Below are 16,098 nucleotides of genomic sequence, written 5' to 3'. Positions count from 1 at the left end.
GATGAAGGATACTCCTTTGGCTACCATTTCTTCTATTGATAGTCTGCACCCGCTGACGATTGGATTAGTCGCCGGAGAAACCTCCGGTGATATCCTTGGGGCAGGTTTGATTCGTGCATTAAAAGCCAAAATACCCAATGCCCGTTTTGTTGGTGTTGCAGGCCCTCTTATGCAGGCAGAAGGTTGTGAAGCCTGGTATGAGATGGAAGAGCTGGCTGTAATGGGGATTGTCGAAGTTCTTGAACGTCTTCCTCGTTTGCTGAAAATCCGTAAGGATTTGACAACCCGTTTCACAGAACTGAAACCTGATGTATTTGTGGGCATTGATGCGCCGGATTTCAATATTACATTGGAAGGCCGGTTAAAACAGCAGGGCATCCGTACTCTTCATTATGTCAGTCCGTCGGTATGGGCCTGGCGTCAAAAACGTGTTTTCAAAATTGGTAAAGCCACAGATATGGTTCTGGCCTTCTTGCCTTTTGAAAAAGCGTTTTACGATAAGTTTAATGTCCCTTGCCGGTTTATTGGGCATACAATGGCGGATGCTATGCCGTTACAGCCGGATAAAGCGGCAGCACGTGAGCTATTAGGTATCCCGCAAGAGGCCGTTTGCCTGGCTTTGTTGCCAGGGAGCCGCCATTCTGAAGTTGAGATGCTGGGTGCTGATTTTCTTAAAACAGCTCAGTTATTGCGGCAAAAGATTCTAAATTTGCATGTGTTTGTGCCGTTAGTGAATGCTAAACGGCGTGAACAATTCGAGCGAATCAAACAGGAAACTACGCCAGATCTGAATGTCCACCTTGTGGATGGTAAAGCGCGTGAAATTATGATCGCAAGTGATGCTGCACTTTTGGCATCTGGCACGGCTGCTCTGGAGTGTATGCTGGCAAAATGCCCGATGGTCGTGGGTTACCGGATGAAACCCTTTACTTTCTGGCTGGCAAAACGTCTTGTAAAAACACCTTATGTTTCATTGCCGAACTTGCTATCCGGTAAAGAGCTGGTTAAAGAATTATTGCAGGAAAAGTGTCAGCCGCAGAAACTTGCAGATGAATTGTTGTCATTACTGCAAGGTAGTGAAAAAGTTGAAGCATTGAAACAGACATTTTTACATCTGCACGAAAGCATCCGCTGTAATGCTGATGAACAAGCTGCACAAGCTGTACTGGAATTAGCAGGAAAATGATGGAATTTAAATATCCTCAGGCAAATCTGATTGCCGGAGTTGACGAAGTTGGCCGAGGCCCATTAGTAGGTGCAGTTGTGACCGCGGCTGTTATTTTAGATCCATCCAGGCCGATCGCCGGGCTGGCTGATTCTAAAAAACTCAGTGAGAAACGCCGTGAAGCATTGTATCTGGAGATTACAGAAAAAGCGTTGTGTTGGAGCCTGGGGCGTGCAGAGCCAGAAGAAATTGATCAACTGAATATCTTGCACGCAACTATGCTTGCGATGCAAAGGGCTGTGGCTGGCTTGTCTATTTCGCCTGAATATGTGCTGATTGATGGCAATCGTTGCCCTAAATTGTCAATGCCTGCACAAGCGGTGATAAAAGGTGATGGGCTGGTTGCTGAAATCAGTGCGGCTTCTATTGTGGCGAAAGTGACTAGAGATCGGGAAATGGCTGAACTTGACCAATTATTTCCTGAATATGGATTTGCTAAACATAAAGGCTACCCAACGGCATTTCATTTAGAAAAGCTGGCTCTGTTGGGAGCGACAAAACATCACCGTAAAAGTTTTGCGCCGGTTAAAAGAGCAATTGGCCTTTAAGTTAACTTGTTGACTGAATACAGCTATTCTTCAAATCAATATCATCTGGACAAACACATGGCCGAACCCCGTTTTGTACACTTACGTGTCCACAGCGACTATTCAATGATTGATGGCTTAGCCAAAACCAGCCCTTTAGTGAAAAAGGTTGCTCAATTAGGTATGCCAGCTTTTGCGATCACTGATTTTACTAACCTGTGTGGGCTGGTGAGATTTTACGGCAGTGCTCATGGGGCGGGAATAAAACCGATTATTGGTGCTGATTTCTATATGGAAAGCGAGTTGCTCGGTGATGAGTACGCTAACCTGACCATTCTTGCGCGCAATAATACTGGCTATCATAACCTGACGTTACTGATATCAGAGGCTTATCAGAAGGGGTATGGTGCTGTTGGCCCGACAATTAAACAGGAATGGCTGATAAATCATAAGGAAGGGTTGATCCTGCTCTCTGGTGGCCGTATGGGAGATGTTGGCAAATTCCTGTTACGTGGTAATCAGGTTATGGTGGACCAATGCCTTGAGTTTTATCAGGAGCATTTCCCCGACTGTTATTATCTGGAGCTAATCCGTACTGGCCGTGCAGATGAAGAAAGTTATCTTCATGCAGTGGTTGCACTGGCGACAGAAAAGAACTTGCCTGTTGTTGCGACTAATGATGTGTGTTTCATCGACAGTGAAGATTTTGATGCTCATGAGATCCGCGTGGCGATTCATGATGGCTATACATTAGTTGATCCAAAACGCCCGAAAAATTACAGTCCTCAGCAATATCTGCGTAGTGAACAGGAGATGTGTGAACTATTTGCTGATATTCCCGAAGCACTGGAAAACAGTGTAGAAATTGCTAAGCGTTGTAATGTCACTATCCGCCTTGGTGAGTATTTCCTGCCGCAATTCCCGACGGGAGAAATGAGCACTGAAGATTATCTGGTCGATAAATCTAAACAAGGGTTAGAAGAGCGTTTGGCATTTCTCTACCCGGATCCTAAAGTACGGGCAGAAAAGCGTCCTGAATATGATGAGCGGCTTGATGTTGAACTTCGGGTTATCAATCAGATGGGATTCCCTGGCTACTTCCTGATCGTGATGGAATTTATTCAGTGGTCGAAAGATAATGGTGTTCCTGTCGGCCCAGGACGTGGTTCTGGTGCCGGTTCTTTGGTGGCTTATGCTCTGAAAATAACTGATCTCGATCCTTTGGCGTTCGACCTGCTGTTTGAACGGTTCCTTAATCCTGAACGTGTTTCCATGCCCGATTTTGACGTTGATTTCTGTATGGAAAAACGTGATCTGGTGATTGATCATGTGGCTGATATATATGGTCGTGATGCCGTATCTCAGATCATCACATTCGGTACTATGGCAGCGAAAGCCGTCATTCGGGATGTTGGCCGTGTGCTGGGGCATCCATACGGGTTTGTTGACAGAATTTCCAAATTGATACCGCTTGATCCAGGTATGACATTGGAAAAGGCATTTATCGCAGAGCCACAACTTCCTGAAATTTATGAAGCGGATGAGGAAGTTAAAGCGCTGATAGATATGGCGCGTAAATTGGAAGGGGTTACTCGTAACGCGGGGAAACACGCGGGTGGGGTTGTTATCGCCCCAACTAAGATCACGGATTTCGCGCCTCTCTACTGTGACCCGGAAGGTTTGAACCCGGTTACTCAGTTTGATAAAAACGATGTGGAATATGCTGGGTTGGTGAAATTCGACTTCCTCGGACTGAGGACGTTGACTATCATCAATTGGGCGTTGGAAATGATCAACGCACGCAGAGCAAAGAAAGATCTGGACCCAATTGATATCGCAGCGATTCCGCTGAACGACGTCAACAGCTTCGATATGCTGCAACGCGCTGAAACAACAGCGGTATTCCAGCTCGAATCCCGTGGTATGAAGGATCTTATCAAACGCCTGCGTCCTGACTGCTTCGAAGACATGATTGCGCTTGTGGCACTGTTTCGGCCGGGTCCTTTACAATCAGGTATGGTGGACAACTTCATTGACCGCAAACATGGTCGGGAAGAGATCTCATACCCAGATGCACAATGGCAGCACGAATCTTTACAACCTGTTTTGGAGCCAACCTACGGCATTATCCTTTATCAGGAACAAGTGATGCAGATTGCTCAGGTGCTGGCGGGATATACTCTCGGTGGTGCAGATATGCTCCGACGGGCAATGGGCAAGAAAAAGCCGGAGGAGATGGCGAAGCAGCGCTCCGTATTTGAGGATGGAGCCAAAAAGCTCGGCATTGATGGTGAACTATCAATGAAAATCTTTGATTTGGTAGAGAAATTTGCTGGTTATGGATTTAACAAATCTCACTCCGCTGCGTATGCATTGGTCTCTTATCAGACTTTATGGTTGAAAGCACATTATCCGGCTGAATTTATGGCTGCGGTAATGACTGCTGATATGGATAATACAGAAAAAGTCGTTGGGCTGATTGATGAATGCTGGCGCATGGGGCTGAAAATATTACCACCTGATATTAATAGCGGCCTGTATCATTTCCACGTTAATGATGACGGGGAGATCGTATATGGTATCGGAGCAATTAAAGGGGTAGGTGAGGGGCCGATTGAAGCGATCATCGAAGCTCGTCAGAAGGGCGGCTATTTTAGAGAACTGTTTGATTTATGTGCCCGCGTTGACACTAAGAAATTAAATCGTCGGGTGATGGAAAAGCTGATCATGTCAGGGGCGTTTGACCGCCTGGGGCCGCACCGTGCGGCACTGATGTCCTCTCTGGAAGATGCCCTGAAAGCAGCGGATCAGCATGCTAAGGCAGAAGCCATTGGTCAGACTGATATGTTTGGTGTATTAGCTGAAGCGCCGGAAGAAGTTGAGCGCTCTTACGCCAATATTTCTCAATGGCAGGAACAGGTTGTTCTTGATGGTGAACGGGAAACTTTAGGGCTCTATTTAACTGGGCACCCGATCACACGGTATTTAAAAGAAATTGAGCGCTATACTAATGGATTACGGTTAAAAGATGTGAATCCGACACCGCGTGGTCAAGTAACGACGGTGATAGGTTTAGTGCTGGCGTCCAAAGTGATTATAACCAAACGGGGTAACCGGATTGGTATCTGTACATTGGACGACCGTTCAGGACGTCTGGAAGTCATGTTATTTTCCGATGCCTTGGAGAAATACCGGCATTTGTTGGAACAGGACCGGATATTGATAGCTACGGGGCAGGTCAGCTTTGATGACTTCAACGGTGGTCTTAAAATGACAGCCCGTGAATTAATGGATATTAGTGAAGCGCGTGAAAAATATGCGCGTGGGCTTGCTATCTCGCTGTTAGACAGGCAAATTGATGATCAATTGTTGAACCGTCTTCGTGGTGCCTTGGAACCACATCGTTCTGGAACGATACCGGTTCATCTTTATTACCAGAGGGAAGACGCCCGCGCCCGTTTAAGATTTGGCGCGACGTGGAGGGTAACGCCAACGGATAACCTTCTGACAGATTTGCGAACTCTGCTGGGTAATGAGCAGGTAGAATTAGAATTTGACTAAAATAGGAATGTTATGAGTCTGAATTTTCTTGAATTTGAACAGCCGATTGCCGAGCTGGAAGCGAAAATTGATTCGTTAACCGCAGTTAGCCGTCAAGATGAAAAATTAGATATAAATCTGGATGAAGAAGTACAACGTTTGCGGGAAAAAAGTCTGGAATTGACTCGCAAAATCTTTTCAGATTTAGGTGCTTGGCAAATTGCTCAACTTGCCCGTCATCCACGTCGTCCTTATACATTGGACTATATTCAGCATATTTTTACTGATTTTGAAGAGCTGGCGGGTGATCGCGCTTACGCTGATGACAAAGCAATTGTTGGTGGTTTGGCTCGTATTGATGGGCGTCCAGTGATGATTATTGGTCATCAAAAAGGCCGTGAAACAAAAGAAAAAATCCGCCGTAATTTCGGTATGCCGGCACCGGAAGGCTATCGTAAGGCTCTGCGTCTGATGGAAATGGCGAAACGTTTTAAACTGCCAATTATCACTTTTATTGATACTCCTGGCGCATATCCTGGCGTTGGTGCAGAAGAACGTGGTCAGTCTGAGGCTATTGCTCGCAATTTGCGTGAAATGTCCCGTTTGTCTGTGCCTGTTATTTGTACCGTGATTGGTGAAGGCGGTTCCGGTGGTGCACTGGCAATTGGTGTCGGTGATAAAGTGAATATGCTGCAATACAGTACTTATTCTGTTATCTCGCCGGAAGGTTGTGCCTCAATTCTATGGAAGAGTGCGGAAAAAGCGCCTCTGGCGGCAGAAGCAATGGGGATCATCGCTCCTCGCTTGAAAGAGCTGGAATTAATCGATACCGTGATCCCAGAGCCATTAGGCGGTGCGCATCGTAATTACGAAGCAATATCAGCATCACTAAAAGCTCAGTTATTGGCTGATCTGGCAGCTCTTGATCATTTAGCACCTGAAGAATTGGTGAACCGTCGTTATCAGCGTCTGATGCAATATGGTTATTGTTGAGATCTGAACTAATTGCTTGAATAAGGGATGGGCGTGACTGAAATTGTTCAATTTCAGTCACGCCCATCCCTTACTGTTTCTGCTTTTTTTCCATTTCATATTGTTAATAAAAGTGGTGGAAAATATTATCTGAGGGGTAGTGGTTCTTAGTTTAATGACGCAGATGATAATGAATTCATGATTGTTGCAAATTAAGGAACTCTTGAGTCTGTAATGACAAAAATTGATGAGCGATTATTCTTCACTTTAGCTAAACAGCTTGGTGAACATAAGAAAATCTTGCTTGGATTCAGTGGCGGGCTGGATTCTTCAGTTTTGCTGCATTTGTTGGTCAATTGGCGTAGTCAGCACAATCAGGAAGTTCAACTGAGAGCAATGCATATTCACCATGGTTTAAATCCGAAAGCAGATCAATGGGTTAAACATTGCCAACAGATTTGTGATGACTGGCAAGTGGAATTTTGTTTTGAAAGAGTAACGATAGATGCCCGTGAAAAGGGCATTGAAGCTGCTGCTCGTGATGCCAGATATCAGATGTTCAGGCGTGAATTACAAAAAGACGAAATTCTGGTAACTGCTCAGCATCTTGATGATCAGGCGGAAACTTTTTTATTGGCACTAAAGCGTGGCAGTGGCCCGGCTGGCCTTGCTTCTATGCCTCCAGTCGCAATATTTGCTGATACCTTATTATTTCGCCCACTGCTTGGTTATAGTCGGAATGAGTTGGAAATATATGCTAGTGAACATCGTCTGAGTTGGATTGAAGACGACAGTAATCAGGATGATCGTTATGACAGGAATTTTCTGCGCTTACATGTTATGCCGTTACTGAATCAACGCTGGCCGCATTTTCCACAATCTGTTGCTCGCAGTGCTAGTTTATGTGGTGAGCAGGAGCAGCTTCTGGATGAGTTGTTGAATGAGTTTCTGAAAGCGCTGATAACTCGGGATGGCGCTTTAGGTATTTCACCTTTGGAAACGTGCTCAGAAGCTAAACGAAATGCTTTGTTACGCCGTTGGTTTGGTTACCATGACATGAAAATGCCCTCACGGGAGCAGCTTCACAGGCTTTGGTATGAGGTGGCTCTTGCTCGCACTGATGCTGAGCCCCAGCTACAATTTGGTCAATATAATGTACGTCGTTATAAGCAAAAACTTTGGTTGGTTCCTCAATTACAATCTTTGAGAGACACTATTCTTGAGTGGGATATTTGCAATACGTTGGTATTACCGGATCGTTTGGGAGAATTGAATATTTCTGATCGTGGTATTCAAGTAAGGGCTCCAGCTAATAATGAGCGGGTGACTATCCGCTTTGGTGTTCAGGGAATGATGAGTATTGTGGGTCGTCAACATTCCCGGCACAGTAAAAAATTGTGGCAGGAGTTTGGGGTTGCTCCATGGCTTAGAGAGAGAATTCCATTGCTTTATTACAACGAACTACTGATAGCTGCATTAGGTATTTTTATCACCAAAGAAGGCAAAGCGGCAGAAGGGCAGAAAATATTGACAATTAATTGGAATAAAACGTTGTTAAAATAAAGTGTTATAAGCCGCCAGAGGCGGCTGTTTCTTCTCAGGATTCGGAATGTTCAACAATAACAGTACCGATTTCAGGGTGACTGAAACTGGCGATATGATCCAACCGCAATTCTCGGGGATTATCTGCTGCTTCGATTATCAGGTATTCAACTTTCTTTCTCAAAATCAAATCACAGGCTTTCCCTTCAATAACTTCACCACCTCGTAATTTTATGTGTAGATGGAGCTGATGTTGGCAAGCCAACTCAAGGTTGTCATAGTCGTCACAGTTAATTGGTTGATATTCAGTATTTATAGACATATTTGCTCACCACTATGGTTAGTGGCGGTTATTGCCGCCTGTGGTTGTTAAAAATTGTAACTCAAAAGCACTATTAATGACTATAGCACAGGAAATCAATCGTGATTAATGAATAACTTTGGTTGTTTCCTTTGAACGGTAAATAAATAAAAGTCTTATTTCACAGCAAGTTCCTGACAAAAGTATTAAAATCAGCTCATAGTATTTCGCTACTATTGGGTAACATCCTTAAAAAGGACGGTATTTGCGTTATTAAGCTGCAAGAATCTTATGTTCTATTGTGTTACTAATTAAGATGAGTCACAGAGCTCATTATACTGTTTGGAGATAAATGTGAATAAAAAACTTTTAACAGCGTTAGTTGCTGTGGGCGTATCTGCTCTGGTGGGATGTAAAGGTAACTTGGCACAGCAAACAAGTTCACAGCCAGTGGATCAGACTTTTCATGGTGTTCTTCCTTGTGCTGATTGCTCTGGTATTGATACCACACTGTTATTGGATGATGATGGTACTTATATTCTGGAACAAACTTATCTTGGTTCTCGTGATGGTGATCAGTCATTCTTTGAATTTGGGCAATGGGCGAAAGATGGAGAAAAAATCCGTCTGGCAAAATCAGATGACCAGAAATATTACTATCTGCCGAAGGATGGAAATCTGGTAATGCTGGATATGGAAGGCAACACAATTGAATCGTCATTCAACTATGAGCTGAAACGGGTAAAACCGAAAAAATTGATGGGTGAATACAGTTACATGGCTGATGCTGCTTCATTTACTGATTGTAGTACAGGTAAGCGTTATGACGTGCCGGAAAGTTTGGATTTGGAGCAAGGCTATCATCAAGTTGGCGTAGAAGGTGGAACACCAGTTTATGTTGAAGTTGAAGGCTATTATAGCGTGAGTCCTTCAATGGAGGATGGGCTATTTAATTCTGCCTTGGTTCAGACAGGTAAAATTCATTTCGATAAATCGAAATCTTGTATGAAGAAATAATTCTAGCTTCAATATGAATGGTGATAATGGGCCAGAAGAGTAAAACGAGTTCACTTACTGCGTCTTTATGATCTGACCATTATCACCATACTGCTCAATGAGTTATTGTAATAACCCTAATTAACAACCAAGCTGTTGCTTCAGATAATCAGCAACATCGTTTAGCTTCAGTATCTGTTTTTCATCACTGCGACGATATTTATATTCTACTTCGCCATTATCAAGATTACGGTCACCGATAACGATAGTGTGTGGTACGCCAATAAGCTCCATATCAGCAAACATCATGCCTGGGCGTTCTTTACGATCATCGAAAATAACATCAATGCCGTTGGCGCGCAGATCAGCATACAGTTTCTCTGCAACTTCCTTAACACGATATGACTTATGCATATTCATTGGCAGAATAGCGACTTGGAATGGTGCAATTGCATCAGGCCAGATGATACCGCGGTCATCGTGATTTTGTTCAATCGCTGCGGCGACAATACGGGTAACGCCAATACCATAACAACCCATAGTGATGGTCTGATTGTGGCCGTCTTCGCCTTGAACGGTTGCTTTCATTGCATCAGAATATTTGGTGCCAAGCTGGAAAATATGACCAACTTCAATGCCGCGTTTGATGAGCAATGTTCCTTTACCATCCGGGCTGGTATCACCTTCAACAACATTACGGATATCAGCGACTGTTGGTATTGGTAAATCACGTCCCCAATTGATACCGAAATAGTGTTTGTCATCAATATTGGCACCTGCGCCAAAGTCATTCATCACCGCCACACTGCGGTCAATAATAACAGGTATTGTCAGATTGACAGGTCCCAGTGAGCCTGGACCAGCACCTACAATTGTACGAATCTCTTCTTCGGTAGCAAAAGTCAGAGGGTTGGCAACCAAAGGTAATTTCTCTGCTTTGATTTTATTAAGTTCATGGTCGCCGCGGACCAGTAAGGCGATCAATTTATGGCCCGTATCTTCTGCTGCATGAACCATCAGAGTCTTAACCGTTTTTTCAACTGGCAGATTGAATTGTTCAACTAGTTCAGCGATTGTTTTTGCATTTGGGGTGTCTACCAGATGCATCTCTTCTGTTGGTGTTGCACGATCATAAGCAGGAGCGACGGCTTCGGCCAATTCAATATTAGCTGCGTAATTAGATTCAGTGGAGAAAACGATATCATCTTCTCCACTGGCAGCCAGAACCTGAAATTCATGGGAAGCACTACCGCCGATAGAACCGGTGTCTGCCAGAACAGCGCGGAAATCCAAACCAATACGGGTAAAGATTTTGCTGTAGGCTTTGTACATGTTGTCGTAAGTTTCTTGCAGTGACTCTTGGGTAGCATGGAAAGAGTAAGCATCTTTCATTAAAAATTCCCGGGAGCGCATTACACCAAAGCGAGGGCGAACTTCGTCCCGGAATTTAGTCTGGATCTGGAATAAAGTCAGTGGTAACTGTTTGTATGAGTTGACTTCATTGCGGATCAGATCAGTAACGACTTCCTCATGAGTTGGACCCAGCACAAAAGGGCGATCCCCTCGGTCAGCAAGACGCAGTAACTCTGGGCCGTATTGTTCCCAGCGACCACTTTCCTGCCATAAATTTGCCGGCTGTACGACGGGCATAGATATTTCAATTGCTCCGGCATTGTTCATCTCTTCACGAACAATTTTCTCAACTTTGTTTAGTACGCGGACACCTGTAGGCATCCAATTATACAGACCTGAAGCGAGCTTACGGATCATGCCCGCACGAAGCATCAGTTTATGACTGACAACCTCTGCATCGGCAGGAGTCTCTTTTAATGTAGAGAGCAGATATTGGCTAGTGCGCATTGTTAGGGTTCCATTAGAGCAGCAAATTGCTTCTGACTGGCAGTAATTTGCCAGCTAATAAAAAAACGAAAATAAGCCTTTAGTCTACCAGCGAGTTTAAGATGTCAAAAGGGCATATACTGATTTTTAAAGGGATTCAATGGAAAACACTTCAGTCAGTGTGCCATAGATTCTCCAGCGTACATTAAAATTCAGTAAATGAACGGCATATTCTCGATTTTCCTGTTCTCCTCTCCGGTAAGCAGGACGAGGGTCTTGGGCCAAGACTTGACTGATAAAACGGCGTAAATCTGGGTAAGTGTTTTGAACTGAGATGAGCTGTTGTTCGGCAGCAGGTAAAAATATCACTTTCATACCGGCAGAAGGTGCTTCTTGAGCAAAACCTGCCACAGCGTGCGGCTGACATTCAGCGAAAGGCAGATAAGGCTTGATATCAATAACCGGTGTGCCATCAACTAAATCCAGGCTGCCCAATTCCAGAGTAACACTGCCTTTTCTGTATTTAATTCCTTTAAGTTCAATCAGAGACATACCAATTGGGTTCGGTCTGAAAGTTGAACGGGTTGCGAATACGCCCATTTTTGCATTGCCGCCTAAACGGGGAGGGCGTACCATTGGCTTCCAGCCGCCATCCATTGTTTGGTGGAAAATAAAAATAACCCATAGATGACTAAATTGTTCCAAACCACGAACTGCATCTGGTTGATTATAGGGTGGAAGAAGTACCAATTGCCCTCCTCCATCTTTAATAAGACCTGGTTGGCGTGGAACGGCAAATTTTTCTTTATAAGGGGAGTGGATAACCCCTATTTGTGTGAAATGAAAATCGGTCATTGAGTAATAAGCAGAGCTGAACCTTCACATATTGCTATCTGATAGCATCCTTGACCTGATAACATCTCGCACTGATGTAATAAAACTGCGTTAGCATTCAAATGAGCGGCCTTCGTTATCATCTGGTTACGTGCTACGGCGATATTAGCTGGTGGATCCTGTAAAGAACCACGGCATGATTGACCAGAAACAATTCCTAAATCTTTAAATGCGGTATTTATTAACTCTTCACTCTTGGTATACAACTTTACGGATGAGGAAAGATTCTTTTTTTCTTCGGTTAATGTTTGTTTGTGCCTCATATCCGATAACTGAGAAGAGTCAGTAAATGCTGTCTGTTGCATTGAACATCCTGTTATGAATAGAGTTAGCAAAGAGATAAACAGCTTACGCATTAATAGATCCTCGAATTTTTACTGTCAGAGTTAAGAGAATAGAATCAGGTTAACAAAAAAATATCGAAAACATGATGCCATAACAAATCAGGCGGACAATCTATCCGCCTGATTATTCTAATATCGATGAGTGTAATATGAAAGATTACCAGCCTTTCACCGCACCACCGTTAAAAATTTTATTGGCAGCTTCATCAACTTCATCGGATTGATATGCTTTAACGAATTTCTTAACGTTTTCAGCGTCCTTATTATCTTCACGGCTAACCAGCAGGTTTACATAGGGAGAATCTTTATTTTCGACAAATAAACCGTCTTTTGCCGGAGTCAGGCCGATTTGGCTGGCATATGTCGTATTAATGATTGCCAGAGCAATTTTTTGATCGTCCAATGAACGTGGTAATTGTGGTGCTTCTAGCTCAACCAATTTTAGATTTTTAGGATTCTCAGCAATGTCCAGAGTTGTTGGTAATAATCCTATGTTATCTTTCAGTTTGATTAAGTTTTGTTTCTGTAACAGTAATAAAGAACGGCCTAAGTTCGTTGGATCATTTGGTAGCGCAATTTGAGAACCATCCTGTAATTCATCCAGGGATTTAATTTTCTTGGAATAACCAGCAATTGGATAAATAAAAGAGTTGCCAACAGTGACCAGTTTGTAACCACGATCTTTGATTTGTTGATCCATGTAAGGTTTGTGCTGGTATGCATTCAGATCAATATCACCTTTACTCAGAGCCTCGTTTGGTAATACAAAATCATTAAAAGTGACCAGTTCTACATCAAGACCATATTTGTCTTTAGCTACTTTTTTTGCAATTTCAGCAACTTCCTGTTCTGCACCAACAATAACACCTACTTTAATATGGTTTGGATCTTGTTTTTCCTGCCCGCAACCAACCAGAATTAATGAACCTAAAAGAGCGCTGATAGTTGCGATGGTTCTTAATTTAACAGACATATTTTCACCCCTATTGAATACTGATTTATTAGCACCGATACCGGCGCTGCTATTAAAATAATTTTATTATTTGCGTGTTGTGGTTTTAACTAACCGGTCACCACTTAATTGAATTAAGTAAACTAAAATAACCAGTAATACTAATACGGTGTTCATTACTGTTGCATTATAGCCGATATAACCATATTGGTAGCCAATCTGTCCTAATCCGCCTGCACCTACAGCACCGCCCATTGCGGAATAACCTACTAACGTAATCAGGGTAATTGTGGCTGCATTGAGTAAACTTGGTAACGCTTCAGGTAATAGAATTTTCTTCACAATCTGGAACGGAGTCGCTCCCATTGCGCGAGCTGCTTCAATTAATCCTGATGGAATTTCCAGTAAAGCATTTTCCACCATACGGGCAATAAATGGTGCAGCACCTATGGTTAATGGAACAATGGCGGCTTGTAAACCGATAGATGTTCCAACAATTAATCTGGTAAAAGGAATCATCCATACCAGTAAAATAATAAATGGGATAGAACGGAAAACATTCACTATCGCTGAAAGAAAACGATAGAGTTTACTGTTTTCCATAATCTGACCAGGGCGGGTGACATATAACAAGACACCTATCGGCAGCCCAATAATAAAGCCAAAGAAACCAGAAACAAAAGTCATTACCAGAGTTTCCCAGACGCCTTTAGCCAGCAATAAGATCATTCCTTCAGACATAACCGAGAACCTCTACTTTCACATGATGGTCTTGTAAAAATTTAATTGTTGATTCAACGCCGCCATTTTCACCGTGTAATTCCGCTAACATCACACCAAATTTTACTCCACCGGCATAGTCAATTTGGGAACTTAATATATTCATATCAATATTAAAACGACGTACTGCCATTGAAATCAGAGGTGCGTCTACAGACTGACCGGTAAACTCCAATTTCAATAATGGGCTAAGATCTGGGGCTGGGGTGCTTTGCATTTTTTGCACATAGTCTTCAGGGATATCCAAATGCAAAGTTGACTGGATGAATGCCTGAGCGATAGGTGTTTTGGGATGAGAAAACACTTCACTGACAATATCCTGTTCAACCAGTTGCCCACCGCTGATAACTGCAACCTGGTCACATATACGTTTGACAACATCCATTTCATGTGTAATTAACAGAATAGTCAGACCCAGACGGCGATTAATATCTTTCAATAATTCCAGAATAGACCGGGTTGTTGCTGGATCCAGAGCACTGGTTGCTTCATCACATAAAAGTACTTTAGGTGAATTAGCTAAAGCACGGGCAATAGCAACACGTTGTTTCTGTCCACCAGAGAGATTTGCTGGATAAGCATCGTATTTATCTGCAAGACCAACAAGTTCTAATAACTCGTCTACCCGTTTTTTTATTTCCGCCTTTGGAACATTATCTAATTCTAAAGGTAAGGCTATGTTGCCAAAAACTGTTCTCGAAGACAGCAAATTAAAGTGTTGGAAAATCATGCCAATACGACGACGTGCATGGGTCAAATCACTATCAGATAGGATAGTCAGATCCTGACCATCAACCAGTACTTGCCCAGAAGTTGGACGCTCGAGCATATTCACACAGCGAATTAACGTACTTTTGCCTGCACCGGATGAGCCGATGACACCGTAAATTTGCCCTTGCGGAACATGCAGACTGATATCTGAAAGTGCGTTGATAGAACGGACACCCTGCTGGAATATTTTATTGATATGAGACAGTTTTATCATTTTTATTCTTATTTATTCTTATAAAAATTCGAAAATTAATAGTTTGAACATTTTTGAGAAAACAAACCACTAGTTAAATCGGATGTTAAGGTGTCTAGACGTCTAAGTCAACTGGGAATAAATTAATTGCTGCATTCTCATTCATGGCTAAATCATGCGATACTGAGAACTTCTTACATTGCTTGGAGCAATCGGGTGACACAAGGTATTCCTGCCGTATTTTTAGATCGTGACGGAACAATAAATATCGATCATGGTTATGTACACGAAGTAGATGATTTTCAATTTATCGATGGTGCCATTGAAACCATGATTGAATTGAAAAAAATGGGGTATGCACTGGTATTAGTCACAAACCAGTCAGGTATTGCCCGTGGCATTTTCAATGAAGAACAATTTTTGCAACTGACAGAATGGATGGATTGGTCACTGGCAGATCGCGGTGTAGATTTGGATGGCATTTATTATTGTCCCCATCATCCAGATGCGACTGAAGAACAATATAAGAAGAGTTGTGATTGCCGTAAACCACAACCAGGTATGCTACTGGATGCACAGAAGGAGCTTGGCATTGATATGGCAGCTTCTTATATGGTCGGTGACAAATTGGAAGATATGCAAGCGGCGGTGATGGCGAAAGTGGGTACTAAGGTATTAGTTCGTACAGGTAAACCAATTACAAGTGAAGCAGAACAAGCGGCTGATTTGATAATAAATAGCCTTGCAGACTTGCCTAAAGCGATTAAAAGTATCAGGAAGTAGGCTTTTTTGTTCTTTATATCATCATATTGTTGAAAGAGTGTGCGAATAAAAGTTTTTTTCAAATAAATGCTTGCCAGCGCCGAAGAACCCCCTATAATGCGCCACCACTGACCGACACAACGCTGATAAACATTGTGAGGTCAGGCAGAGCAACGTGAATAAGCGCTTGACTCTGCGGGCGAAAAGCGTAGTATACGCAGCCCGGCTGAACCAGAATGTTAATTTTTAGTTCAGCCTGCTCTTTAACAATTAATCAGACAATCTGTGTGGGCACTCACAAGACCGTATCACAAAAAAAATACACTAAGTCTTGAAGGGTGAACAACAGTTGATTCATGACGAATGAACAGTAAAATTCTTTGAGCATCAAGCTTTTAATAGAAGAGTTTGATCATGGCTCAGATTGAACGCTGGCGGCAGGCCTAACACATGCAAGTCG

The 16,098-nt window shown here is 43.0% G+C and carries 14 protein-coding genes and 1 rRNA gene; 8 read left to right on the top strand and 7 right to left on the bottom strand.

What is annotated here, in order from left to right; genetic code table 11:
- The first annotated feature begins 1 nt into the window (after window position 1).
- The 5 genes from lpxB (at window position 2) to tilS (ending at window position 7,827) form a co-directional block, all read left to right on the top strand.
- A complete protein-coding gene (gene lpxB / locus ACGF63_RS14400) occupies window positions 2-1,186 on the top strand; it encodes a lipid-A-disaccharide synthase (RefSeq protein WP_152964101.1) in 1,185 nt (394 codons plus the stop codon).
- On the top strand, window positions 1,183-1,773 hold the full coding sequence (gene rnhB / locus ACGF63_RS14395; RefSeq protein ID WP_110742792.1) for a ribonuclease HII: 591 nt from the start codon (window positions 1,183-1,185) through the stop codon (window positions 1,771-1,773). Before lpxB ends, rnhB begins: the two co-directional genes overlap by 4 nt.
- A 57-nt stretch (window positions 1,774-1,830) precedes the next feature.
- Window positions 1,831-5,313 (top strand): DNA polymerase III subunit alpha, encoded by a 3,483-nt coding sequence (gene dnaE, locus ACGF63_RS14390; RefSeq protein WP_387631607.1) that lies wholly within the window; start codon window positions 1,831-1,833, stop codon window positions 5,311-5,313.
- Window positions 5,314-5,325: 12 nt separating this feature from the next.
- Window positions 5,326-6,285, top strand: coding sequence for an acetyl-CoA carboxylase carboxyl transferase subunit alpha (gene accA, locus ACGF63_RS14385; protein ID WP_132354087.1), 960 nt, complete (start codon window positions 5,326-5,328; stop codon window positions 6,283-6,285).
- 213 nt (window positions 6,286-6,498) lie between these two features.
- Entirely contained in the window at window positions 6,499-7,827 is a 1,329-nt protein-coding gene (gene tilS / locus ACGF63_RS14380; protein WP_387631605.1) for a tRNA lysidine(34) synthetase TilS, read from the top strand.
- A 34-nt stretch (window positions 7,828-7,861) separates the two neighbouring features.
- Here the strand turns inward: tilS and rof are convergent, their stop codons facing one another.
- Complete coding sequence (gene rof, locus ACGF63_RS14375; protein WP_036843704.1) at window positions 7,862-8,128, bottom strand: Rho-binding antiterminator; 267 nt, start codon at window positions 8,126-8,128, stop codon at window positions 7,862-7,864.
- 333 nt (window positions 8,129-8,461) lie between these two features.
- Here rof and nlpE point away from each other — a divergent pair, with 333 nt between their 5' ends.
- Window positions 8,462-9,124 (top strand): envelope stress response activation lipoprotein NlpE, encoded by a 663-nt coding sequence (nlpE, locus tag ACGF63_RS14370; protein WP_036843702.1) that lies wholly within the window; start codon window positions 8,462-8,464, stop codon window positions 9,122-9,124.
- Window positions 9,125-9,244: 120 nt separating this feature from the next.
- Here nlpE and proS read toward each other — a convergent pair whose 3' ends face one another.
- The 6 genes from proS to metN form a co-directional block, all read right to left on the bottom strand.
- On the bottom strand, window positions 9,245-10,963 hold the full coding sequence (gene proS, locus ACGF63_RS14365) for a proline--tRNA ligase (RefSeq protein WP_036843700.1): 1,719 nt from the start codon (window positions 10,961-10,963) through the stop codon (window positions 9,245-9,247).
- Between the two features lie 126 nt (window positions 10,964-11,089).
- Window positions 11,090-11,797, bottom strand: a complete 708-nt coding sequence (tsaA, locus tag ACGF63_RS14360; RefSeq protein ID WP_152964097.1) for a tRNA (N6-threonylcarbamoyladenosine(37)-N6)-methyltransferase TrmO — start codon at window positions 11,795-11,797, stop codon at window positions 11,090-11,092.
- A complete protein-coding gene (gene rcsF / locus ACGF63_RS14355) occupies window positions 11,794-12,141 on the bottom strand; it encodes an Rcs stress response system protein RcsF (protein WP_269149801.1) in 348 nt (115 codons plus the stop codon). The genes tsaA and rcsF overlap by 4 nt, the downstream gene beginning before the upstream one ends.
- A 196-nt stretch (window positions 12,142-12,337) precedes the next feature.
- Entirely contained in the window at window positions 12,338-13,153 is an 816-nt protein-coding gene (locus ACGF63_RS14350; protein WP_036843695.1) for a MetQ/NlpA family lipoprotein, read from the bottom strand.
- A gap of 66 nt (window positions 13,154-13,219) precedes the next feature.
- The gene (locus ACGF63_RS14345) at window positions 13,220-13,873 is read right to left on the bottom strand and encodes a methionine ABC transporter permease MetI (protein ID WP_036843693.1); all 654 of its coding nucleotides are present in this window, start codon (window positions 13,871-13,873) and stop codon (window positions 13,220-13,222) included.
- The gene (gene metN / locus ACGF63_RS14340; RefSeq protein WP_166290670.1) at window positions 13,866-14,897 is read right to left on the bottom strand and encodes a methionine ABC transporter ATP-binding protein MetN; all 1,032 of its coding nucleotides are present in this window, start codon (window positions 14,895-14,897) and stop codon (window positions 13,866-13,868) included. The genes ACGF63_RS14345 and metN overlap by 8 nt, the downstream gene beginning before the upstream one ends.
- 195 nt (window positions 14,898-15,092) lie before the next feature.
- On the opposite strand from metN, the gene gmhB reads away from it, so the two are divergent.
- Together gmhB and ACGF63_RS14330 are read left to right on the top strand one after the other, a co-directional pair.
- Window positions 15,093-15,659, top strand: coding sequence for a D-glycero-beta-D-manno-heptose 1,7-bisphosphate 7-phosphatase (gmhB, locus tag ACGF63_RS14335; RefSeq protein ID WP_162524267.1), 567 nt, complete (start codon window positions 15,093-15,095; stop codon window positions 15,657-15,659).
- Between the two features lie 375 nt (window positions 15,660-16,034).
- Window positions 16,035-16,098, top strand: a 16S ribosomal RNA gene (locus ACGF63_RS14330); the annotation flags it as partial.

It is taken from the genome of Photorhabdus sp. RM322S (assembly GCF_042879395.1).
Classification (GTDB): Bacteria; Pseudomonadota; Gammaproteobacteria; order Enterobacterales; family Enterobacteriaceae; genus Photorhabdus; species Photorhabdus khanii.
Note: the sequence above shows the minus strand (reverse complement) of the source record. Positions and strands in the feature narration are given on the sequence as shown.